This is a genomic window from Vibrio sp. 1159, from assembly GCF_033340395.1.
Lineage (GTDB): Bacteria > Pseudomonadota > Gammaproteobacteria > Enterobacterales > Vibrionaceae > Vibrio > Vibrio alginolyticus.
The window spans coordinates 68,515-91,289 of record NZ_JAWOWL010000021.1 but is presented as its reverse complement, the minus strand read 5'-3'; the positions used below and the strand labels follow the sequence as shown (position 1 = coordinate 91,289).

Here is a 22,775-nt window from a genome sequence, read left to right as displayed (position 1 = left end):
CTGAAACTCAGTATATTGTATAAAAGTCGCTCAACTTTAGGAGGTTTGGTTTCTCGTCTGAATTACGCAACAAAGCCAACACAAACTCATCGCGACAAGTGAAAAGCCCCTAACAACCAGCGTCACGTTTTACCAGCTTAGCGTCACACTGATGGTATCGGAGTATGTGCCGGCAATGCTGCTCGTACCGTAAGCTTTCGCAAAAAGCTCAATAGTTTGCGATGTTGCACTAGTAAATTCAGACAGAGCTACCGTCCCGCCTTGTATAATTTGTGTGCTTCGGTCTGAATCGGTAAACAACGTATAATCAATAAATTGCGCGCCATTTGACATCGCGTAGGTACCAACGGTCGCACTTGCATCATACAATCCGGTGCCCAATGTAAACGTCGGTGTCACACCGTTACTACAAAGCACTTCAATACCCGTCGCACTACCACCATTTACCACACCATCTTGTTCACTGAAGATTGCAGGCACGTCTCCAAAGGCAAGTGAGCCAAAGCCAACGCCAGAAGCTGCATCTACCGCATTATTTCCATTAATCACACAACCTTGTACAAGGTTAATTGAAACATCAATCGTACCGCTCACTGACGCTCCATTCGCTTGCCAACTAAATGAGGTTAAGAGCAGAGGCATCATCAGATAAAATCTTTTCATATAAAGCTCCATTTTTACATTCCACTGTATATCGGTAACCTTTTTATTAGTTATAGCTCAATTATGACAAACCAAATGCATATAAAATGTAAAACAATAAAAAGAAGCAGGATAAGGATAAAGACGAACAGAAAATAAAAACATTAAACTTAAAAATGACGATTTTTAAGCATGTAATGCTAAAAAATAACCGCTAAAAACAAATGGTTATTATCTTATTCCAAATACAGAATCGACAATGAGTTAGAAGGTAGGGTGAAGTTGAGTGGAAAAAATCTAAAAAAAGTAGCAGAACGATACGAGAAGTTTAGAAAAGATTGGCGACCATTTCTTCCCGAAACAAAAATCTTCATGAAACAAAAATGCGCCCCAAAAAGGAGCGCATTTCTTACTTGAATAAGTTATTCCCAATCAAGAATAACTTTGCCTGACATACCGCTGCGCATTACATCGAAGCCTTCTTGGAAGTCATCAATCTTGTAGTGGTGCGTGATGATTGGCGATAGATCCAGACCAGATTGGATCAGTGAAGCCATCTTGTACCAAGTTTCGAACATTTCGCGACCGTAGATACCTTTGATCACCAAGCCTTTGAAGATAACTTGGTTCCAGTCGATACCCATGTCTGACGGTGGAATACCTAGTAGTGCAATGCGACCACCGTGGTTCATTGTGGTTAGCATTGAGTTGAATGCTGCTGGGTTACCAGACATTTCTAGACCAACGTCGAAGCCTTCTGTCATGCCTAGCTCAGCCATTACGTCTTCTAGCTTCTCTTCAGCCACGTTTACTGCGCGTGTTACACCCATCTTACGAGCAAGTTCTAGACGGTATTCGTTCACGTCTGTGATCACTACGTGGCGAGCACCAACGTGTTTAGCAACCGCTGCTGCCATGATACCGATTGGGCCAGCACCTGTGATAAGCACGTCTTCGCCTACTAGGTCGAAAGAAAGTGCTGTGTGTACTGCGTTACCAAACGGGTCAAAGATAGACGCTAGATCGTCAGAGATGCCTTCAGGGATCTTGAACGCGTTGAACGCTGGGATCACTAGGTATTCTGCGAATGCACCTTCGCGGTTAACGCCCACACCAATCGTGTTACGACATAGGTGAGTACGGCCGCCACGACAGTTACGACAATGACCACACGTGATGTGACCTTCGCCAGATACGCGGTCACCGATTTCAAAGCCACGAACTTCCTGACCAATCGCAACCACTTCACCCACGTATTCGTGACCGACAACCATAGGCACTGGAATTGTCTTTTGTGACCATTCGTCCCAATTGTAGATGTGTACGTCTGTACCACAGATAGCGGTTTTCTTAATTTTGATCAGAATGTCGTTATGGCCAACTTCAGGTTTATCAACCTCAGTCATCCAGATGCCTTCTTCAGGCTTTAGCTTTGATAATGCTTTAATTTTCATAATGTAACCTTAATTAAAGGCCCTATTGTCTAAGGCCTAGAATCTTAAATAAGACCCATGTCCTTACCAACTTGGATGAACGCGTCGATTGCACGGTCTAGTTGCTCGCGAGAGTGCGCCGCAGACATTTGAGTACGGATACGTGCTTGACCTTTTGGTACTACAGGGAATGAGAAGCCGATTACGTAGATGCCTTTCTCCAGCGCACGCTCTGCAAATTCTGCTGCTACTTTTGCGTCGCCAAGCATGATTGGGATGATTGCGTGGTCAGCACCACCCATTGTGAAACCCGCGTCTTCCATACGAGTACGGAAGTGTGCTGCGTTTTCCCATAGACGATCACGTAGGTCACCGCTCTCTTCTAGTAGATCTAGAACGCGGATAGAAGCGCTTACGATTGCTGGTGCAACAGAGTTAGAGAATAGGTATGGACGAGAACGCTGACGTAGCCAGTCAATCACTTCCGCTTTACCAGATGTGTAACCGCCTGAAGCGCCGCCCATTGCTTTGCCTAGCGTACCAGTGATGATGTCGATACGGTCAACCACGTTGTGGTGCTCGTGCGTACCTGCACCTGTTTTGCCCATGAAGCCAACAGCGTGAGAGTCATCAACCATCGTCAATGCGCCGTACTTCTCTGCTAGGTCACAGATAGCCGGAAGGTTTGCTACTACGCCGTCCATTGAGAACACACCGTCCGTTACGATAAGAATGTGGCGAGCACCTGCTTCTTTCGCAGCGATCAGTTGTTGCTCTAGCTCTTCCATGTTGTTGTTTGAGTAGCGGAAACGCATCGCTTTACATAGACGAACACCGTCGATGATTGACGCGTGGTTTAAAGCGTCAGAGATGATTGCGTCTTCTTTGCCTAGAATAGTTTCAAATAGGCCCGCGTTTGCGTCGAAACATGATGTGTAAAGAATCGTATCTTCTTTACCTAGGAACTTAGAAAGCTTCTGCTCAAGCTCTTTGTGGATGTCTTGCGTACCACAGATAAAACGTACTGAAGCCATACCAAAGCCGTGCTCGTCCATGCCTGCTTTACCCGCTTCGATAAGTGCCGGGTGGTTAGCAAGACCAAGGTAGTTGTTCGCACAGAAGTTTAGTACTTCTTCACCAGTAGAGATTTTAACAGCCGCTTGCTGTTGAGACGTAATGACACGCTCTGATTTGTAAAGGCCTTCCGCCTTTACTTCTTCGATTTGCTGCTGAATCTGTTGGTAGAATGCAGAAGACATTTGAAATTCCTTCCTAGTTATTTTGGCGAGTATTTACTCGTTTAGAATTAGGCTTAGCCTTTATGTGACGGGCGTCACGGGCTATCACTCATCAATTAATTGTAGTGTAATTCAAGGAAGGAGGAAGGATTATACCTTAAGGTGGAAAAGCATTAATGAATCCTAGGCACAAATTCGATTAATGCTTTTCTATGAGGTTGTTATAAAAGGAATTATAGCCAGGTAGGCTTAGCCAAAAGTGCTTCAAAGTCCTTAGCAGGTAATGGTCGGCTATAGTGGAAACCTTGTCCGAACTCACAGTTTAGGTTTTTCAGGTAATCCACATGACGCTGTTCTTCGATGCCTTCTGCGACGATCTTAAGATCCAGCGCTTTCGCCATTGCTATGATTACGTTCACAAGCTCGCGGTCTGAGTCGTTCTCGAACATATTTTGCATAAAGCTACGATCAATCTTTAAGCGGTCGAACGGAAACTTCTGCAAGTAACTCAGCGCAGAATAACCAGTACCAAAATCATCAATAGTAAGTTTGGTGCCTAACGCTCGTAAGTTATTAAGCATGTCTAATAGCTCAGAATCGTGATCGAAGAGGAGACTTTCTGTCACTTCAATATCGAACTTATCTGACGGAAGACCAGACTCCTCAAGGCTGTGTTTAATAAACGTAAGTAAGCGCTCGCAGTACCTAAATTGAACACTAGAAAAGTTTACAGAAACAAACAACGGAGTCAGACTCTGCCATTGTGCCGCTTGTCGACACGCTTGTTGAATAGCAAACTCACCAATTTGATGAATTAAACCATTTTTCTCTGCAATAGAGATAAACTCTTCAGGGTTTACGAATCCGTACTTGTCATCATTCCAACGCATTAGCGCTTCTGCCCCTACGATTTTACCACTACTCAGCTCAATAATTGGCTGATAATACAGCTCTAACAACTGATTGGAGATCGCACTTCTCAGACGATTTTCCAGATCTAAGTAGCGTTGCAAGTCTTGGTTCATATTATGGTTATAAAAACAAAAGCCATCACGCCCATCTTGTTTCGCCCGATACATTGCCATATCAGCACATGCAAGGAGCTGCTCAGCGTTGTCTCCGTCATCCGGGAACACAGACATTCCGACGCTGCTACTCAAGAAGAATTCATGGTTGTTCCAAACAAACGGATCGTTAAACGCCGAAAGTACACTTGAAGCAACTCGCTTTGCAGTATCATTATCAGGCAAATCAGGGATGACGAGTAAAAACTCATCCCCACCAATTCTCGCCAATAAGTCTGTTTTTCTTGCGACTTGATACAGTCGCTGAGCACTGAGTTTAAGGATTTCATCCCCAACAAAGTGCCCCATTGAATCGTTAATCTGCTTAAAGTGGTCTAAGTCGATGAACATCACCAACACTTTAGACCCACTACGCGATGCCCTAATTAACTCCAAAGCCAATCGCTCGGAACCATAACTACGATTAGGTAAATTGGTTAATGTGTCATATTTAGCTTGGAAGGCGAGTTCTTTTTCAGACGCTTTTCGACGTTCAATTTCGTTCGTTAATTTTTTATTCTGTTGAGAAAGAATATCTTTACGCTTTTTTTCTTCCTCAAGCTTAATTTTCAATTCAATCCTATTATTGTTCGTGATGAATGCATAACATAAAGCAATGACGATCATAACGGCCAGAATACTCAAACCAATAATAAAGAGCCGTGATGTAAATATATCTCGTTCACTCAAAGGCTCGAACCACGCCATCAATTTGAAGTGATGTTTATCCACAGGAACTTCAAAGTAAATTTTTCCGTCTACAGCCTCAGAAACGAAATAGTTCTCATCCTTATTGTGAGAAGGTGTTTTATTTATGGTATCCCATACAACCATTTCCACGTCTTTTATTTTTAGTACCATTCGGCTATAACTATCTTCGTGTTCTTGGTTAGTAAGTTGGTCAATAACAATATTCTTATTAAGATCGGCAATTAAAAAGGCAACAGGCTTTCCGGAGAACTTAACTTGCTTAATGACTTGAATGCGAACGTCATCATTGTATCGCGTCGCACAAACCTCTTCGGGATGCCCGTGTTGAGTCATTAAGGTTTGTATGTCCATCTTATGCTCGGCAAGGTTTTCGGAGCCTGTGGTGACAATGGTGACTCCATCACTGCCGACCAGCGTGAGCTTTTTATAGATTTGGCTGCTATTAATTAGCTTACTGTCTATCTTCTCATCGAAGCGACGCTTTAAATTAATTAAACTGGCACCTAACCCATACTCCATTGACATTCCAGAAGCTAAATTACCAAAGAATGTTTGTATTGTTTTATCTGTAGCTAGATTATCAACATCTTCACTCGCTATGGTAAATAAATTATCGAGTGTGCTTGCATAACTTTTAACTTTTAAATCTAGTTCTCTGTATTGAGATTCTTTTAATTTATTTTGACCTACGCTAGTCACAGTAATAAGCATAGCTAGGTAAATTGAAACTAATATTGCGCTTATTGTAATAAATCTTTTACTGGAAAATTTTTTAACGGCCTTATTCATCGGACTTTCTTTTTATCTTCTATAAAGTAATCGTTATAAAAGTAGTAAATAGATGGATAGTATTTTTTTACTAGTTTTTCGTATGAACCGTCTTTTTTTATCGAGTCTAAATAACGATCAAATGCTTTGCGTAATTCAGGGGAGTTTTTACGGAATGCAACAGCCATTTTTTGATTTTCAGATATAGGGCCAATGACTTTTATTTCACCCGGCCATTTTTCGAGGGCAATTAGCGTATCCGCAACATCTAATAATGTGCTTTCCGCATCATTTTTCATTATCGCTGGAACCATCTCATTAAGGAGACGCGCCCCATCAGGCAATATAACTTTTGCACCTGTGTCATATAAGTCATAAAGGTTAGGATCCAAGCAAGAATGTTCTAAAGCTAACACTTCGCGACCATCGATCAGCTGCTTGACGTTTTTAACATCTTCATCGACCGACCCACTTGGTTTAATCGGGCTCAGACTAGAGTCGGATCTGGAAACCAACCATACACCTGAAGGAAAATAATCTTGTGAAAAATCGACAACCTCAGAGCGCCAATCAAGAATAGTAACGCCATTTGCGATCAAATCGCCTTCAATTGGAACACTTTCTCCGACAACAGCCTGCTTGTTGTGATATTGCACATTTTGCCCTGTCAACTTACCAACCACGTCGCTCCACTGTGCTGGAACATACTGGTACTGAACACCTAACGACTTTGCAAAACCTTTTATTATCTCTACATCCAAGCCAGTCAAAGTTTCCACTTCACCTTGTTCAATATAGGAGACAAAGTTAGCGTACGGGACACCAATGTGACGCAGTACACCGCGTTCACGGATTTGTTGTAAATCGTCTGACCAAGCGGCAGACGACGCAACAGAGGTAACCATGAGCGCCACCGTCGCTAAAGTTCTTTTGAATGTTATGACTGACATAATAATATCCTTACCTTTCACAAAGCGCCCAATAATGGGCGCTTGAGTGATAAACAACGATGTTAGAACGACGAGTAATACAAATTCGTCATCGCCACTACGAGCCCTTCCACATCTTGTTCGTCATGGAACAAATGCGTAGAGATACGCAGCGCGTAAGTATCAAAGTCATCATCCTTATGCAGCTTAAAGCTAGTCGTACGGATGATGTAACCATACTCTTCACGTAAACGATCTCGGAATTCCGTCAGTATCTCTTCATTAGTTACATCGGAGAACGGGTTAACCGTCGTTAAGCCACTGGTTAAGCCTTCCACGTTTGGTGAATACATTTTGGCTTGTGGTAAGTACTCTTGAAGCAAGGTTTTACATAAACTACCAAGGCTTACAACTCGCTCTTCGATACGGTCTCGACCAATCTCATCCCACATTTTGCAACTATCAACTAGTGCTTGTTTCGCAGGATAGTTATCGTTACCAATGTATTGCATTTGCAGCTGTTTACCCAGGTAATCAGCATGAGAAAGTGAGGAGTTGATCAACCATAACGGGTTCTCTCGGTCACTCCAATACTCATTCAACCGGTTACCGTTATCACGAACATACAGAATACCCGTCGCGCCCGGACCACACTGCCACTTATGACCAGATCCTGCATAGAAATCACAATCCATATCGTGGAAATCAAGGTCAAACATACCGACCGTATGCGCGCCATCAACAAGAGTAGGTACACCATACTCTTTTGCTAAAGCACAAATGGCTTTTGCTGGTAGCGCGGTTCCTGTTTTGTATGTGATATGAGAGAAAACAATTAGGCGAACGTTTTGATTCGCATCAAGCGCGTCTCGGAACGCTTGAATGTAATCTTGCTCAGAAACGTTTTCGGTACCAGTAAATACTGGTAGTTGAATTTCTACCACATCCACACCAAAACGATGTTTCGCTACGTTCATAGGTGATGTTGCAGCAATATGTTCATGGTGTGTCGTTAGAATCACATCACCTGGTTCAAAGTGTAAGCCATTAATGATCGAGCATAAGCCATCAGTAGTGTTGCGGCTGAGAATGATCTCTTCTGGGTTAGCACCAAAACCTGGTGCGACGTCTTTAACCATCTCAGAAATATACGGCCAAGAGCCAAATTTGCCTTTCATATCCCAAGGATATTTAGCCACTAGCTTGTTGTTATGCTCGTAATCTTCAAGAACATGTTTTGGCATTGAACCTGTTGTACCAATGTTCATGTAAGTGGTTCGTTTGTCCAAAACGAACTGTCTTCGCACTTTACGCCAGAAGCGCTTATCATGTTTTCTACCTAGCCCGCGGCTGCTCCAATCAATTTTCTGTTCTCGTGCTTGAGCTACGCCTGAGAAAGCGGAAGCACTCACACCAGCAACAACAGCTCCTGTTGCGCCTTTCAGAAAATTACGGCGGCTGCTATTAGTCTGAATAGATTCCTTGTCTTTCATCTTTTTCAATCCTTGTCGGAAATTAGCCATATTATTAATTTTAAGTGCGTAACTATCTGTTACTAAAACATTATTACCCATTACAATCAGAGTTTAATTTTTTCCTCTGCCATTAAGTGACTTTAGTTCCAATTTTTTATCTTATTTGATGATATAAGCAACAGTTTGACCACAAATCTATAAACAACAATGTTCACATTAATATATTCGTTAATTTGATTATTCTTTATTGCGGACAATTCCACCAAATTCTTTATAAAACAATTATGAGCTTTGTTATAAAGTCATTAAAAATTTAACTTTGCGTTAATTTAAAAATATTCAGGCTATTTTAAGATTGGCGTCTATTCTTTTTATATCTTAACGATCTCAACATGTTAAGACTAAATAAAAGAAAGCTGATTTCGGATCGAGATATCAGTTTAAGACCATAAAGTGATACACATCACTCTATGACATAAACTCACCGCTCAACAGACATAAGTAAAACAGGTTTTCACTAATATGTGCTTGAGCGTACACCCTAAAAGAAGGAGGTCCCATGTTAAAAGGATTGCTATGCATTTCAGTTGCATCCGCTCTTGTCGCCGCCCCTAACGCGCTAGCAAAAACGGTAGAAATGACTGCTCTCAACACCAATGAGAGCGCTGGTACCATTGAGATTTCACAAAGTGATTATGGCGTTGTTTTTACGCCTCAATTATCAGGTTTGTCAGCAGGTGTGCACGGTTTCCATGTTCACACTAATCCATCTTGCGATAGCATAGAAAAGGATGACAAAACCGTATTAGGCGGCGCAGCAGGTGGCCATTATGATCCTAACAACACAGGGAAGCATGGCTATCCTTGGACCGATGACAATCATTTAGGCGACTTACCTCCACTCTATGTGGACATGGACGGCAATGCCAATCAGCCCGTTGTCGCGCCTCGCCTAAAATTATCGGATTTAAAAGGTCGAGCGTTAATGATCCATGCAGGTGGTGACAATCACTCCGATCACCCAAGTAAGCTAGGTGGTGGCGGCGCTCGCGTCGTATGTGGTGTTATTGAATAAACATTAACTTATGTCTCACACTTCTCTTTAGATTGCGAGAAGTGTGAACTTCTGTTGATATTGAGAGGATGTTGCATTGGTCTCAAGGTAGCTGTGGTGAAGCATTAAGATCGATTGAACAATCTTCGTCCCGATCCCCAAAGAACCGCCCTCCGCTTCTTCCTCGATGTGATTGACGAAGGTAAAGTGGATACGCGACTTATCCTCACTCAAATGTGCTTGGCAATGCACTTCCGAGCCGATTGGGCTGTGGCGCAATGCATTTTCAAGCAGGTTCAATACCAACCGCTCCAATAGCCCCTTGTCACCCACGGTTTGGATTTCGCTATCGATATCCACTTTCAACACCACTTCTTTACGAGAAAACTGGCTCTGCATCGTTTCGGCACATTCTGCCATCAACGCGCCAAGATCTACGGGGCGGTACTCGTAGTTTGGCATTGGAGCTTCTTTGCGCGCGGCGTCTAACAAAGAATGCAATTGAGTTGAGAGCTTCTCACAATTTCGGAAAGCGACGTCAATCAAAGGATCGGATTCCGGATGTTGCAAACGCCATGTTTCCAAATAACCCAGCACGCTCGATAACGGCGTTTTTAAATCGTGACTAAGCTGCAACAAGCTTTGACGACGATGAGACGATTGATACTCCAACTGTAAAAACTGTTGCTGAATGTGCTTCGCCATCATCTGATAAGAGTGCGCAATCGGCACGAGCTCCGGCACTTGGTGAGTAAAATCAGGTTGCAGGCGGAAATCATGTTCAGCTTGCTGTTGAAGTTGTTTGGTCACGCGCTCAATTGGGTTCAATAGGCTACGTTTGACCAGTACATAAGCTCCAAGAGCAAAGCCTAAAATGGACACTAAGACCAATCCTGCCAGCGCGATGTAAGGAGTATCGACTTGAGCATTGGCAATGGCGTCATGTCGGGTACTACCAATCACCACATAGAGATAACCGACCGTAGAGCCTAATTCCTCTATCGCTGCGACAGAAAAGACTTTGTGTTCACCACGATTACGTGGGTCTTCACCCAAAATAGGAAAAGGCTGGTCATTTAAGAATTGCTTAATGGGATTGAGATCCACCGCTCCCATGATCTCCGCTCCTTCTGGTGCTGCATGGGTGGTGATATTGCCTTGGCTATCGAGGAAGTAGATTTCAAAGTCAGGGCCGATCAGCATGAGCGTGTGAAAAATCGACTTGAGCGCTTTAGGGTTGTAATCCGTCCCGATCATCAGCGGATTATCATCACGCATGTGGCTGGCTAGCTCTTTATGTAGGCTTTGCTTAGTGCGTAACTCAATGGTTTCTTTTTGCCAATTGTAAGTCAGTGCAATCACCACCGCCGCGAGGCAAAACCACAAGCTAGTAAATACCACTAAGCGAGATTTGAAGCTCATCCTATCGCCTCCTTAAACAGCGATGTTTCTGAAACACCCGTGATGATTGAAAAATGACGGTGAAAACAACTGCCGACTTACTGTCTTGACTTACTTTCTTGCATTAGTGTCTTGGTTGAAACTTATACCCAACACCCCAAACAGTTTGAATGAAGTGGTGATCAGAATCAGACAACGACAACTTGCTGCGTAAACGGTTTATGGTGCTACACACAGTGTGGTGATAACCAGAATGGCTAGTGTTCCAAACGTGATCGAGCAATTCATCTTTACTGTAGACTCTGCCCGGACGAGTCGCGAGAAACTGCAGCAAAGTAAACTCTGTCGCGGTAAGAGTGACATCTTTGTCGTTTAGGGATACTTGGTGCAACTCCGGAATAATTCTCAGCGGACCAAAGTCCATCGCATCGTCGAGGACTCCATTCGCTACTTTGGCTTCTGCGGTTTGGCTGACTCTGCGCAGCACGTTTCGCACTCGTGCTTGGAATTCTAATACGCTAAATGGCTTAGTGATGTAGTCATCAACGCCCGCTTCTAAACCGTCAACCTTGTCCATTTCACCGTCTCTGGCTGTCAGCATGAGCACTGGGCTCCAATCTTGTTGCTGACGCAAATAATGGCAGATGTCTAGGCCATCACCATCTGGTAAACCTCGGTCAAGGATCAATAAATCAAAGGGTTGTTGCTGGTATTGCGCTTTAGCATCGGCGACATTTGTGGCTCGCGACACTTGGTGTCCTTGAAACTTGAGATGCATCTGAACCAGTTCTGCCAAATCATCGTCATCTTCCACCAACAAGATGTTCGCGACTAAATTGATTGCCTGTTGTTCCATGGTCCTTTCCTTGCCTTCGAGTATCCTCACTTTGCACATGACCGGAACAAATTAGAAATTCTTTCAAAAAAGGTTCCGATGACGCCATGAGGGATAAAGCGCTCGGCTACAAGCGCTTTGGAAAGGAGACGTCATCGGAGCCTGTGTTACTCGACTCGAGTGATGGTGACTTTCGCACCTGGGTTCAGGAAACGATGGTTCGCAGAAAGTGCTGAGTTTACTAATCCGTCATCTTGGCTAACAACACCCGCATGAAAAGCAACAATGTCATTGCTGTCATTACGTGCGGCATTGAAACCCTCACCGCCACCTGCTGGGCCTGGAATGGTTGCGGCAAGTTCATCGTTCAGTTCCGTGCCAGAATCCCAAACGTTCATGCTCATTTCATAGCTTTCACCCACTGCGAGCGATTTGAGCGATAGCCCCGTTTCGCCAACAAAGGCATCATTGGTATTCACAAACATAGACGCAACAGACAAGTAACCGTAACGACTAGGGTCAACCGTGATGGTGACTTCGTCCGATGCACCCGGCAACACCAATCCATTACCCGAAATACCTTGGTAAACACTGTCATTGCTGTTCATCAACTCAATCAGCTCAGCGTTACTCCCGCCTTCGGCAAGATGCTCAAGTTCAACAGATGCGGCTTGTCCAATTTCAAACAGTTGGTAGTCACCATTGTGAGTGAGTACCGCGAGCGGAGACATAGGTTGATTCGCAGTCAAGTTCGCCACGTTGACGGTGTAGCGGTACGATTTCACTACATCGTTATCATCATCGCTTGGACAACCGGCAAGCAAGCCGACTGAAGCTGCAACTAGTAAGATTCTGTATTTCATACATCCCCCTTACTTCACAACGATTGTGATGGTTGCAACTGGGTTTAACCAACGATGGCTGCTGCTGTCTAGGTCACTGATGCCGCCGGCTGGATCGCTATCACCAAGGTTACCCGGATGCACGTGAACTTTGTCGTTAGTTACCGTTGCTTCAACGCCTGTGCCGCCAGTACCAAAGGTAATGAAAGGTGGGTTTGGCATGCTAGACGCAAGTTCATCGTTCGCTTCTGTACCGGCATCGTAACTTCTTAGCGTTGCTCGGTATGTACCCGCTTCCGTTGGAATCTTCCAACTATCCAGACCGACGAAACCATCATTGGTTGGCAACAACATCGCGCTCAGAGAAAGATAACCGTGGTCGCCACTGTCCAAGGTGAAGGTGGTTGCAACACCCGGATTCAAAATGCCACCAGCAGGGTTCTCAACCACAGCACCACCAGCGTTACCAATCACACTAGCAAGACCAGAGATATCACCGCCTTCTGCCATTGCTTCTAGTTCTGGCGTTGCTGCTTGACCCGTTCTGAACATTTGAAGATCAGAACCATGTGCGGCAACAATAAGAGGCGTAAAGTAGATGCCTTTGGTTGCGTTTGTCACGGTGATTTCCAATTCCGCCGCATTCACTGATGCAGAGCCTAGTGCCATAGCGACTGAAGTCATGACGAGTCCGAGTTGGGTACGTTTTTTCATTGTGATTCCATCCTTAAATGAGGGTTGAACTACCCAAGCCCATCTGTACGGCTTTACTTCTTTGTTCGTGACTTGAGTAGGTTAAGCATTACGTTTCGAACGTTTTGCGTTCTTGCCTCTAAGAATGACGAGCAAATCTATCAGCAACTTCATCGAATTCTCATAAAATTCTCACAAGTTCTGTTCGAATTCTGTCAACAGCACTTTTTGTATTTACACTTCGCGCTTTCCCCTCCTACAATGCGGTATTCTCTGTTTAAATCACGATTCTCACAATGATTCATAACGTTCTGTCTGCCTACTATGGCGAAATCTACGGCATCGCTTTTTTCAACCACTACTTGAGCCATTACACCCAAAGTGAACAACAAACACTGTGGCAAACCTTGATTGAAGTGGAAGAGCTAACCGCAGAAAAGCTCAAACCTGTACTGCTAACAAATGGCATGGATATCGAAAGTCGACACCAAGAGATGCTGGATAAAGGCTTGGCAGATGCAACTAAGTGGATTGGTTTACCATGGCAAGAGTTGGTGGCGACTCTTCTGAAATGGGTAGAACCTTATGAGGTCAAGTATCGAGAGTGGCATGAAGAAGTGAACGCTTCACAGCAGTATTCAATCGCTGAGCGAGAAGCTATCGAGTTAATTGCAGACCACGAAACGGCCATTTATCACTGTTGGCAGCAATACCATACTGGTGAATCTGGCTTGCCTGCACTCAATGCATTTTTGGCAAAATATCGTTAAAGCGAGACGGTGACACTTGAACCTCGTGAAACCGTACCAGACAATATCGTTATTCCGCTGCGCAGAACTGAACAATTATGGTTAATCCAAAACTCATTGCCCTACTTCCTGATCTTGCTTCGTTTATCTTGGTGGTAAACGAAGGCAGTTTTACCGCTGCTGCTAAACAACTCGGCGTAACGCCATCGGCTTTAAGTAAGTTGATCACACGGTTGGAACAAGCCCTCTCGGTCAAACTGTTTGAGCGCACGACTCGTAAGTTGATCATCACTCAAGCTGGGCAAAAGGTTTACGACCAAAGCATCGCAATGGTGAATGCCGCGCAGCAAGCCGTTGAGCTATCTGCGGAAGATCATGCTGAGCCAACAGGCGCACTCACAGTAGCAGCCCCTGAAGCATTTCTTAATTCGGTGCTTCAACCGTTTGTGTTGCCATTCCTAGAACGTTATCCAAACATACAGCTTAAGCTGCGTGCAGCAGATGGTGAGATCGATCTGTTCCGCCAAGGCATTGATGTCGCATTCAAGCTCACCGACAAACCCGATGAGAATCTGGTACTCAAAGAGATCAGCAAGACCAATCTCGTTTTATGTGCCTCTCCAGATTACCTAGCCAAACATGGTATGCCTGAGCACCCAACCGAGCTTGAGCAGCACGATTGTATTTACCTTGCCGAGAACGACAAAGACAACATCTGGTCATTCTTTAAAGAAGAAGCGTTCCACTCCATTGCCGTAAGTGGACGCTACGCCGTCAACCATTCTCAAATGCGCTTGAACGGAGTTAAGTCCGGCTTGGGAATTGGGATCTTCCATGACTTCGTGATCAAAGACGCGTTAGAGCAAGGAGAAGTGGTGGAGGTTCTGCCGGATTGGATGATCAAGAGTAACTACCATGGCGCTATCGCGATGCAGTATGCACAAACCAAATACATGCCTGCTCGTCTGCGCGTGTTTATCGACTTCGTTAAGGAGCATTTAGTCTCCGAGGACACTAACCATGCTTGAGGATACGAGCCATGTTTGAAGAGGCTAACCATGTTTAATGCCATCCATCACGTCGCGATCATTTGCAGCGATTACCCAAGGTCAAAACGCTTTTACACTGAAGTGTTGGGATTGAAAGTCATTGCTGAAAACTATCGTGAAGCCAGAGACTCCTACAAGCTTGATCTCGCTTTACCTGACGGTAGCCAAGTTGAGCTGTTTAGCTTTCCGGGCGCACCTAAAAGACCAAGCTTTCCCGAAGCACAAGGGTTGAGACACCTCGCGTTTTTGGTTGATGATGTTGAGCAAGCAAAAGCCTACCTCGAATCGAATGACGTTGAAGTTGAGCCAATTCGGATTGACGAGTTCACGGGCAAAGCCTTTACCTTCTTCCAAGACCCAGATGGCTTGCCACTGGAGATTTACCAGAAATAAAAAGAGCCAGCACTTCGACTTCGCAGGCTCTTTTATTATTCCATTCTTTGTCTGTTACTAATTCAACGCCGTTTTCAGTTTCTCAACGCGGTTGAACAACAGCCAATCCAGTGCGAGAACCGTAACAATTGCCAAACCGCCCATCGGGAACGCGAGACACAATATCACTAACGTTACTAAGCCAAGCTTCCAAATACTGTCTTGTTGAAACTTAGGTGGCGCGCCCAATGCGGCACTGCGACTTGGTCTACGAATCCACCACATCACCACACCTGTGATTGAGATTAAGATGAACGCCAAACAGAACACTACGTTGAGTACTTTGTTCAATATACTCACATCACCTTGATGCAATGACACACCTGCCGCCATGAACTTGGCAAATAGGCTGTAATCTTGCCACGTTACATCCACCAACAAGCGACCGGAATACTGGTCAAAGTGGCTGGTGCGATCTTGTCTTGGGTCGGAAATATCGCCGCCCATAGAGTTAGCTGCAACGGTGTAAACGCCCGTCTCAGAGCGTGGCAAAAACAGCTTATAGCCAGTGAAGCCCAACATTTCAGCCTTGAGGATGATATCATCAATGGAGAGCGCATCATGGTTGCCTGCGTATGCCGTCTCTTCCTTCATATTGGCATGATCATGAGCGGGCTTATCTTTCGACTCTGGCACAGCAGCAAGCTCTAAGTTCCATGGCATCTCTTCTGATGCACCATGGTTAAGATCTTTATGTGTCAGCGTGGATTCCGGTTTCTCACCCCATGTGTAATAGGTTGGGAAGGTATTCCAAGCTTGCACCATTTTCGCCCCCCAGATCCCTGCCCACGACAAACCTGAAATCAAAAAGAACAACAGAACAATCGACAGCACGCCACCTAAATTCGCATGCAGGTCACGCATCAAAATTCGAGGGCCATTGTTAAGGCGAATTTTCAAAAAGCCGGCGCGGCTGGCGTTGTCTCTAGGTAACCAAAGGTACAAACCAGACACCAACAGTAAAATCCCCAGACTTGCGGCGATTTCAATTAAACGGTCGCCTAGGTCGCCGATGAGCAAGGTGCCGTGAATGCTGTTCATCAGTTCATAGATGCTGTCACCACGATTAATGGTGCCCTGTACGTCTCCTGTATAAGGATTTACTGCAACAATCAACGAGCTGCCTTCTTGGTTTTGAATCGAGAATCGGTTGGCAATATCGGCCGTTTTAGCAGGTACAAATTGAGTGACATTAAAATCGGGATACGCCTGCTTTACGGTTTCTAATTGTGCAGAGACAGGAACCATGTGCTCTTGTGGTAAAACTTGTAATGTCGCTTCGTATCGAGCCAGTTCGATTTCGTCATCAAACAACATCACCAATCCCGTGAGGGAAAGCATCAGCATAAATGGAATGACGAACAAACCTGCGTAGAAGTGCCATCGCCACGTCATAAAGTAGATGGATTTTGCGCGTGAGGCTTCCTTGAGTTGAGGCTTTGCCGAGTTTCTCAACATGTGTATTTTCCTTTTTTCATTGTTGAACACCCAAATTCAGTCAAACGCATCCTACACATACGCATTCGTATGCGGCGTTATTTGACTTAGATTTGGGAGTACCACTGCTCGAAGTGGCAGTGTTGCTGACTATATACCCAAGTGACTTCAAGATGCTGGATTCAGAGCGTTGTCATTGATTCGAGTGCAAAGAAAACAACGCTGTGTAATAGACAACTCTTTCCAAGTTGTTTGAAGCAACAATCGGAGCAATGACACGCTCCCGAAGGGCGAGTTGCCTTGGCTTGTATACTTTGTTGTCGATATCTTGATTTAGACCCACTAGACCTTTAAATCGCCGCCGCGTCTACAAACCAAGTCATTCTCGCTGAACCAAGCATCTCGAGGTTACTTGGGTATCGTGTAATTGTTTTTGTTATGAGAAAAGGGAAACTGGCGGCGCTCTAGGAACTGGTGTTTCAAATCGCACACTTAGAGCCAAATAAGCGTAGCTGTCAGAAGTCACCAAGCTCTGTCTTGAAAGTATCGGTGTCGTTGGAAGTGTATCGTGATGAAAAGTCGAGAAGTGGCTAAACGGACAAGGCTTGCCTTTGTGGCTGACCGAATTGTCGCCCTCTTCTATTTGGACCAACTCAAATCCGTTAAGCGTACATAGCGTCGCCCACACGCCCATGCTGTTACCATGAGCATTGATAACAGGCATCAGCGTCACTAGCACCCAACTGAGAGCACTAGCAAATAACATCGAGCGGTAAAAAGGAATTAATCTACGCATAACGGTGACTTAACAAATTTCACACAGCGTAACCAATTCTGAGTGGTAGCTCAAAAACAGGATCAATAAGTGGTTGCTACCTCACAGGTTTTCTTGAATGCATCGATTGACAGGCGCAAAAAAGCCCGCCGAAATGGCAGGCTGATAATGTGTTCATTCATTACTTAGAGATAACGCGTAATCCACTGCCACGAGCAAATGCTCCGCTCAGTAGATAATTAGCCGAACAACTTGCTCCAAATGCTTGGATTGCGCTTGTCGTGGTACTCTTCACGAAGGCTATCGATTTCACGCAGTTGGTCTTTTGCTTCTTGTAGCTTGCCCGCATCAAGATCCGCTTCAATCTTATCTAGCGTTACCGTCAGCTTGTTAAAGCCTTCTAAGTAAGTATCAAACTTCTCTGGTGGGTAATTACCACGCTTAGATTGTTCAACAATCGCTTGCAAGCTATCAATCGCAGATTTCATGGTTTCGACATCAGATGCTTCTGCCGCCTGTTTGAATTCCATCTTCATCTGTTTCATGTTTTGTTTTAAATCAACCGCTTCTGCCATTGCGTATGTTGAGCCAAACGCAATCGCACACCCTAGGACTAAAGGACGTAACATTTTTCACTTCTCCATTTATAGTGCCGAATTCTGTGTCGGCTTTATTCACCCAAATAACCTACGCCATAAAAGGCGAAAAACTAGCTTAGTTGAGTATTTCCGGGTCGCAGTGTAAAGCAATCTGGCGTCGGGTGCATACCTTAAATGTAATCAAGTTTATGCGTTGAGAAGGCTGTCATATTCTGCAATTGGTTTACGGCCTCTCAAAGCTAAGAAAGACAAAAACTGCTGAGCGGTGTGAGTAATCACTTTCTTGCTATCAATACCCACTTTGTCCATTAACTCTCCAACCAACTCCAGATTACCAACATCGTGACAGAAGTGCGCGTCACTGCCCGTGGTGAAGAAAACACCGAGATCTTTCCCGATTTGTGCAATCTCGTGGCAACGGTCTACGCTGCCTACTCGGCTGTTGCCTTTCAGCGTGGTGTTATTAATTTCAATCGCGACATTGTGCTCTTTCGCGCACGCTAAAACGGTCTGAAAATCAAAGTCGAAATTTGGATTACCAAGATGACCGAGCGCATCAATACGACCACTCTGAATGACATTAACAAGTGCTTCCGTGTGAGTTTGCTTGTTTGCAGGACGAAAAACGGGTTCATGAAAACTCGCGATCACCCAATCTAAGTTGCGGTCCACACTCAGTGGAATATCAATGTCGCCTTCGGTATTCATAATGTTAGATTCAACGCCACGAATAATCGCAACGCCTTCAAGAAAGCGAGGCAGAATTTTCTGGTTAGAGAAGAACCAGTAATGAGGCGCACCCGGCATTGATTCTGCGTGATCGGTCGTGGAGAACATATCCAGCCCGTTCTCTTTTGCCAACTTTGCATTTTCAATCAAGGTACTGTACGCGTGACCACTGGCGTACGTATGTGTATGGGTATCAACTTTAAATTCCATCATCCACTCTCTTAGGTGCGCTATCTTGCGTGCTATTGTATACCTTCAGGCAACGCATCGTCAGCCCAAGATAAGCAAGAACCCTAAGCTTGCTCTTCACTAATGGCTTTTATCAAGGGTAAGGCTTTTTCCCATCCGTGATTAAACATGGAAACAAAGTCATTGTGAGTATGAATGGTAACATTGAGTAGTAAACGATCGTTGTTGGTATCGATCTGGTAGATCTCTCGCGATCCGATCCACCTAGATGCTAGGTCAGCATCGAGTTGTTGACGATTATCCGGATTAAAAATGGCAACATGATGAAATTCAAGTTTTTGAAGGGGTAGCACCGTATCTATGATCGCCCTTGTCCCGCCCATATCTGGATCAAAAAAAGTGATGCCACCTCCTTCTTCCCAAGCTCCTTCAAATTGAGACTGCGGTGAAAAGGCTTGCGCCCAACGTTTATACAACTCAACATCGGTTAGCACTTCCCACACTCGTTGCGGTGTCGCCGAAATTTCGACGTAATAATTTAGCGTAAGCATGATTTCTCTCCCTGAACCTTTCTTGACGCTAGCCCATACTCAGGAAAAATCAAACCACACGACCAATTTATCTACCTGCCCCCTTCATTTTCCGACAGACTAAGAAGTTCTCGCTTGTAAACCGCCACTGCGATGCGCCTTAAAGCGAACCCAACATGTGTTCAGTATGATTGCGAGCACTATTAAACTCATCCCAACAATTTGACTTTGACTCATTCGGTCTTCAAAAAACAGGCTCTGCCAAACCGCAGTGAACAATAAGTTAGTAAAAATGAGTGGTGCAAGTTGAGAGCCACTGCTTGCCAGTTTATATGCTTTGGAGCGAAAAACTTGGGTGTTAATGATCATCAGAGACATCATACCGATCCACAGCGTATTTGAAGAAATCTCAGGCGCCATAACACTCATATTAAGTAACACGTCGAAGTCGTTAAACAAAGTTAGCGGCAACAGAAATACGGCAGCAAAACCAAACGCCCAAAAGTTGATTTCTAGCGGCGACATATTTGTTTTACTCACTTTATATAACGTAAGCTGAGAACCAGAATTGAAGAGTCCACCAGCCAAGCCGAGCAATAAATCCGCTCGCCATGTGATCTCACTTCCGCCGCCCGCCAACATAACCACACCAGTGAACGCCATTGCTAAAGCCGCCAATGTTGAAACACGAATGCGCCCCCTCATGAACAGCTTTTCAACCAAGGGAATAAATAATGGGCCAGTAGCAAACAAAACGACCCCCTCAACGAGCGTTAACGTTTGTAATGACGCGATAAAGCAAAGTTGTGACAAACCGATACAAAGAGCACGCAATAAAATAGGCTTTAGCGTGCCCGCTTTAGGAAAGGTAAGGTTTTTCACACGAAGTAAGATAAGCAAGATAAGCGCAGGCACCAAAAAACGTAAGAAGCTAAATAGTGTGACGGAAAGTTCGCCTGACAACTGCTTTGCTAACAGTCCAGTAACAGATAAGCTTAACGTAGACATTAACATGAAAAGGATAGATTTGTTTACAGCATTCATTCAATACTCCTTAATATATGGAGCATTTTAAAAGACATCACTTATAGTAAATAGCGAGTAATATTAACCATTGATGTAAGAAAAACTTACAGTTTAACTTATCTATCACCAGCTACGGTTTTTAAATTATGCGGAAACTAGTCCCCTTAAAGTCCATCTACGCATTTGTTGCAGTAGCTGAGTCTGGCAGCATGACAGAAGCAGCACAGATATTAAGTGTGAGCCACTCAGCCGTAAGTCAGGCAATTAAATCGCTGGAGAGTCAAGTCAACAAGCCTCTATTTGATCGCATAGGCAGACAAGTTCAACTCAACGCGGACGGTAAAAAGTATTACAGGAAGGTGGCACCCGCTTTAGAGCAAATTGTCGATGCAACGGAAGCACTCATCCAAGATCAGAACTTGCAGCGTGTTACGCTCAATATGGTGAATTCATTGGCTCTTCACTGGTGGATTCCTCGAATGTCAGATTTACAAGGGTTTGCTCCTCAATTAGACGTTCGTTTATCAAACCTGTCTGGCAGATTCAATTTAGAACAAGAAGGTATCGACGCGGCCTTGGTGCATGGAAATCCCGAAGAATGGCAGGATTACTACTGCGAAAAGCTCAGTGAAGATGAACTGGTTTTGGTGTGCAGTCCTGAATTGATAGCGAAGACCAAGGACTCAAACATCACTCAACTCTTAAAGCAGTATCCCATCATTGAAGTTACTAACGAACGACGGAAAAATGACTGGAACGTGTGGCTGGACGCGACGGGTATCCAGCGACCTAAAAATAAAAAACCAATCACTTTTAACATGTCGATACAAGCCGTCCAGGCCACAACTCGTCGTTTGGGGTTATTGGTCACTCATCGCTTGTTTGTGAAGGATGACATCAAATATGGTCAGCTAATCGAGCTGGGTGAACCCGTCATTAATCCTCATCAACAGCTTTACTTTGTATGCCCGCCACACAAGCTAAAGCTTGAATCGTTTCATCTGTTGCGATCTTGGCTACAACAATCATTCAACTATTAGAAACTTTTGTTAAGCACATTCACTGAAAAACTAGTATAAAGTTAGAAGAGCACTTTTCATCCAAGGATGGTTTATGAAGCAGTATCAAATATGGCTAAGCGCACTCTGTTTTGCAGTATCTTTGAGTACGACCGCTGAAGTAGAAAATGATAACCGCCTTTCAGAACAAGGGATCTCCACGGCAATTATTGGGGGTCAGCAGGCTACCCAAAACCAACTTCCTTTTTTTGCACGTCTTATTCTACATAAAACTGGCGCTAATCAGTTTGCCAATATTTGTGGGGGAACCATTGTAAACGACCGCTTCATTTTAACTGCGGCTCACTGCGTAGAACCAAGCGTTTTTACTGACGGCTGGACAATCAACGACCTACGAGTGTTAGTCAAAAACCCTACGATGAATGACGTGTTTGTTGAAGAATTCAAAGATGTTCGCTCTATCACGATTCATCCTGATTATGTGCCTAGCGATTTATGGATTAATGACATCGCTGTCCTTGAATTGACTAGACCTATCACCGATAACGTCCAATCCATCACTTTACCGCAAGACTTTGGAGACTACAGCAGCAAGTCAGTTTATCAGATATTCGGTTTAGGTCAGACCTCAACCAATGATGAAAGCCCCCCTAACTATTTACGCTGGGCAGAAGTAAAACCCCTTACCGACACCCAATGCGCTTCGTTGGTAACAGGGTTTAACGCTCAGGAAAGTTTATGTGCGAATGGATTTCCTGAACGAAGCTACACTGGTATCTGTCGTGGTGACTCAGGCGGTCCTCTCACCTATCAAGACAATAATGGCATGTATCAGCAAATTGGCATTGTGAGCTACGGTTCTTCAGTTTGCGAATCCGCTGCGATTCCAAGTGTGTTTACCGAGATTTTGAACTATGCAACATGGATTGAGACCCAAACCAGCTCAGGTGTAAAAACCAGTTATAACGCCCTCTTAGCAAGTTCGGAAGATTATCATAGCGAAGGGGACTCTGGCTTTGAGCCTGTCGATACCAACACATCTGGCTTTGGTAACAACGGCAGCAGTGGCGGCGGTGCTCTCGGATCAGGGTTGATCATGCTTGGAGGCTGGTTTGGTTGGCTAAGACACCGCAGAAATTATTCGCGCTCCTAGTAG

At 44.5% G+C, this 22,775-nt stretch carries 22 protein-coding genes; 6 read left to right on the top strand and 16 right to left on the bottom strand.

Annotation, left to right across the window (positions count from 1 at the left end; translation table 11 throughout):
• Window positions 1-129: 129 nt before the first annotated feature.
• The 6 genes from R7127_RS16590 to R7127_RS16565 form a co-directional block, all read right to left on the bottom strand.
• A complete protein-coding gene (locus R7127_RS16590) occupies window positions 130-675 on the bottom strand; it encodes a spore coat U domain-containing protein (protein ID WP_021035866.1) in 546 nt (181 codons plus the stop codon).
• A gap of 389 nt (window positions 676-1,064) precedes the next feature.
• Window positions 1,065-2,096 (bottom strand): L-threonine 3-dehydrogenase, encoded by a 1,032-nt coding sequence (gene tdh, locus R7127_RS16585; protein ID WP_005383983.1) that lies wholly within the window; start codon window positions 2,094-2,096, stop codon window positions 1,065-1,067.
• A gap of 44 nt (window positions 2,097-2,140) precedes the next feature.
• Window positions 2,141-3,334, bottom strand: a complete 1,194-nt coding sequence (locus R7127_RS16580; RefSeq protein WP_005375095.1) for a glycine C-acetyltransferase — start codon at window positions 3,332-3,334, stop codon at window positions 2,141-2,143.
• Between the two features lie 212 nt (window positions 3,335-3,546).
• Entirely contained in the window at window positions 3,547-5,877 is a 2,331-nt protein-coding gene (locus tag R7127_RS16575; RefSeq protein ID WP_262584381.1) for a putative bifunctional diguanylate cyclase/phosphodiesterase, read from the bottom strand.
• Window positions 5,874-6,806, bottom strand: coding sequence for a transporter substrate-binding domain-containing protein (locus tag R7127_RS16570; RefSeq protein ID WP_005375093.1), 933 nt, complete (start codon window positions 6,804-6,806; stop codon window positions 5,874-5,876). The genes R7127_RS16575 and R7127_RS16570 overlap by 4 nt, the downstream gene beginning before the upstream one ends.
• A gap of 62 nt (window positions 6,807-6,868) precedes the next feature.
• The gene (locus R7127_RS16565) at window positions 6,869-8,278 is read right to left on the bottom strand and encodes an aminotransferase class V-fold PLP-dependent enzyme (protein ID WP_182038055.1); all 1,410 of its coding nucleotides are present in this window, start codon (window positions 8,276-8,278) and stop codon (window positions 6,869-6,871) included.
• A 541-nt stretch (window positions 8,279-8,819) separates the two neighbouring features.
• Here R7127_RS16565 and R7127_RS16560 point away from each other — a divergent pair.
• A complete protein-coding gene (locus R7127_RS16560) occupies window positions 8,820-9,335 on the top strand; it encodes a superoxide dismutase family protein (protein WP_005375091.1) in 516 nt (171 codons plus the stop codon).
• Between the two features lie 27 nt (window positions 9,336-9,362).
• Here the strand turns inward: R7127_RS16560 and R7127_RS16555 are convergent, their stop codons facing one another.
• The 4 genes from R7127_RS16555 to R7127_RS16540 all read right to left on the bottom strand — a co-directional run bounded on the left by R7127_RS16555 (window position 9,363) and on the right by R7127_RS16540 (window position 13,106).
• Window positions 9,363-10,736, bottom strand: a complete 1,374-nt coding sequence (locus R7127_RS16555; protein WP_064354929.1) for a sensor histidine kinase — start codon at window positions 10,734-10,736, stop codon at window positions 9,363-9,365.
• Window positions 10,737-10,839: 103 nt separating this feature from the next.
• Window positions 10,840-11,571, bottom strand: a complete 732-nt coding sequence (locus R7127_RS16550; RefSeq protein ID WP_258668087.1) for a response regulator transcription factor — start codon at window positions 11,569-11,571, stop codon at window positions 10,840-10,842.
• Window positions 11,572-11,717: 146 nt separating this feature from the next.
• The gene (locus R7127_RS16545; RefSeq protein WP_033906706.1) at window positions 11,718-12,413 is read right to left on the bottom strand and encodes a spondin domain-containing protein; all 696 of its coding nucleotides are present in this window, start codon (window positions 12,411-12,413) and stop codon (window positions 11,718-11,720) included.
• Window positions 12,414-12,422: 9 nt separating this feature from the next.
• Window positions 12,423-13,106, bottom strand: a complete 684-nt coding sequence (locus R7127_RS16540; protein ID WP_033906705.1) for a spondin domain-containing protein — start codon at window positions 13,104-13,106, stop codon at window positions 12,423-12,425.
• Between the two features lie 275 nt (window positions 13,107-13,381).
• Here R7127_RS16540 and R7127_RS16535 point away from each other — a divergent pair, with 275 nt between their 5' ends.
• The 3 genes from R7127_RS16535 to R7127_RS16525 all read left to right on the top strand — a co-directional run bounded on the left by R7127_RS16535 (window position 13,382) and on the right by R7127_RS16525 (window position 15,276).
• Window positions 13,382-13,855: a hypothetical protein gene (locus R7127_RS16535; RefSeq protein ID WP_033906704.1), complete on the top strand. Its 474-nt coding sequence runs from the start codon at window positions 13,382-13,384 to the stop codon at window positions 13,853-13,855.
• A 77-nt stretch (window positions 13,856-13,932) separates the two neighbouring features.
• Window positions 13,933-14,862, top strand: coding sequence for a LysR family transcriptional regulator (locus R7127_RS16530; protein WP_033906703.1), 930 nt, complete (start codon window positions 13,933-13,935; stop codon window positions 14,860-14,862).
• Window positions 14,863-14,892: 30 nt separating this feature from the next.
• Window positions 14,893-15,276: a VOC family protein gene (locus tag R7127_RS16525; protein ID WP_033906702.1), complete on the top strand. Its 384-nt coding sequence runs from the start codon at window positions 14,893-14,895 to the stop codon at window positions 15,274-15,276.
• A 57-nt stretch (window positions 15,277-15,333) separates the two neighbouring features.
• Here R7127_RS16525 and R7127_RS16520 read toward each other — a convergent pair whose 3' ends face one another.
• From R7127_RS16520 to R7127_RS16495, 6 genes are all read right to left on the bottom strand, one after another.
• The gene (locus tag R7127_RS16520) at window positions 15,334-16,773 is read right to left on the bottom strand and encodes a PepSY-associated TM helix domain-containing protein (protein ID WP_033906701.1); all 1,440 of its coding nucleotides are present in this window, start codon (window positions 16,771-16,773) and stop codon (window positions 15,334-15,336) included.
• A 415-nt stretch (window positions 16,774-17,188) separates the two neighbouring features.
• Window positions 17,189-17,548 carry a hypothetical protein gene (locus tag R7127_RS16515; protein ID WP_080276971.1) on the bottom strand — a complete coding sequence of 120 codons (360 nt, stop codon included), beginning with the start codon at window positions 17,546-17,548 and terminating at the stop codon, window positions 17,189-17,191.
• Window positions 17,549-17,766: 218 nt separating this feature from the next.
• On the bottom strand, window positions 17,767-18,156 hold the full coding sequence (locus R7127_RS16510) for a cytochrome b562 (RefSeq protein ID WP_005375067.1): 390 nt from the start codon (window positions 18,154-18,156) through the stop codon (window positions 17,767-17,769).
• 156 nt (window positions 18,157-18,312) lie between these two features.
• Window positions 18,313-19,065, bottom strand: coding sequence for a phosphatase (locus R7127_RS16505; RefSeq protein ID WP_318148464.1), 753 nt, complete (start codon window positions 19,063-19,065; stop codon window positions 18,313-18,315).
• A gap of 83 nt (window positions 19,066-19,148) precedes the next feature.
• Window positions 19,149-19,595 (bottom strand): SRPBCC family protein, encoded by a 447-nt coding sequence (locus tag R7127_RS16500; protein WP_005375065.1) that lies wholly within the window; start codon window positions 19,593-19,595, stop codon window positions 19,149-19,151.
• 99 nt (window positions 19,596-19,694) lie between these two features.
• Window positions 19,695-20,618 (bottom strand): DMT family transporter, encoded by a 924-nt coding sequence (locus R7127_RS16495; RefSeq protein ID WP_033906700.1) that lies wholly within the window; start codon window positions 20,616-20,618, stop codon window positions 19,695-19,697.
• Window positions 20,619-20,746: 128 nt separating this feature from the next.
• Between R7127_RS16495 and R7127_RS16490 the strand changes: the two genes are divergently transcribed.
• Both R7127_RS16490 and R7127_RS16485 read left to right on the top strand, forming a co-directional pair.
• Window positions 20,747-21,640 carry a LysR substrate-binding domain-containing protein gene (locus tag R7127_RS16490; RefSeq protein WP_033906699.1) on the top strand — a complete coding sequence of 298 codons (894 nt, stop codon included), beginning with the start codon at window positions 20,747-20,749 and terminating at the stop codon, window positions 21,638-21,640.
• A 73-nt stretch (window positions 21,641-21,713) separates the two neighbouring features.
• A complete protein-coding gene (locus tag R7127_RS16485) occupies window positions 21,714-22,772 on the top strand; it encodes a S1 family peptidase (protein WP_025768593.1) in 1,059 nt (352 codons plus the stop codon).
• The last annotated feature ends 3 nt before the right edge of the window (window positions 22,773-22,775 follow it).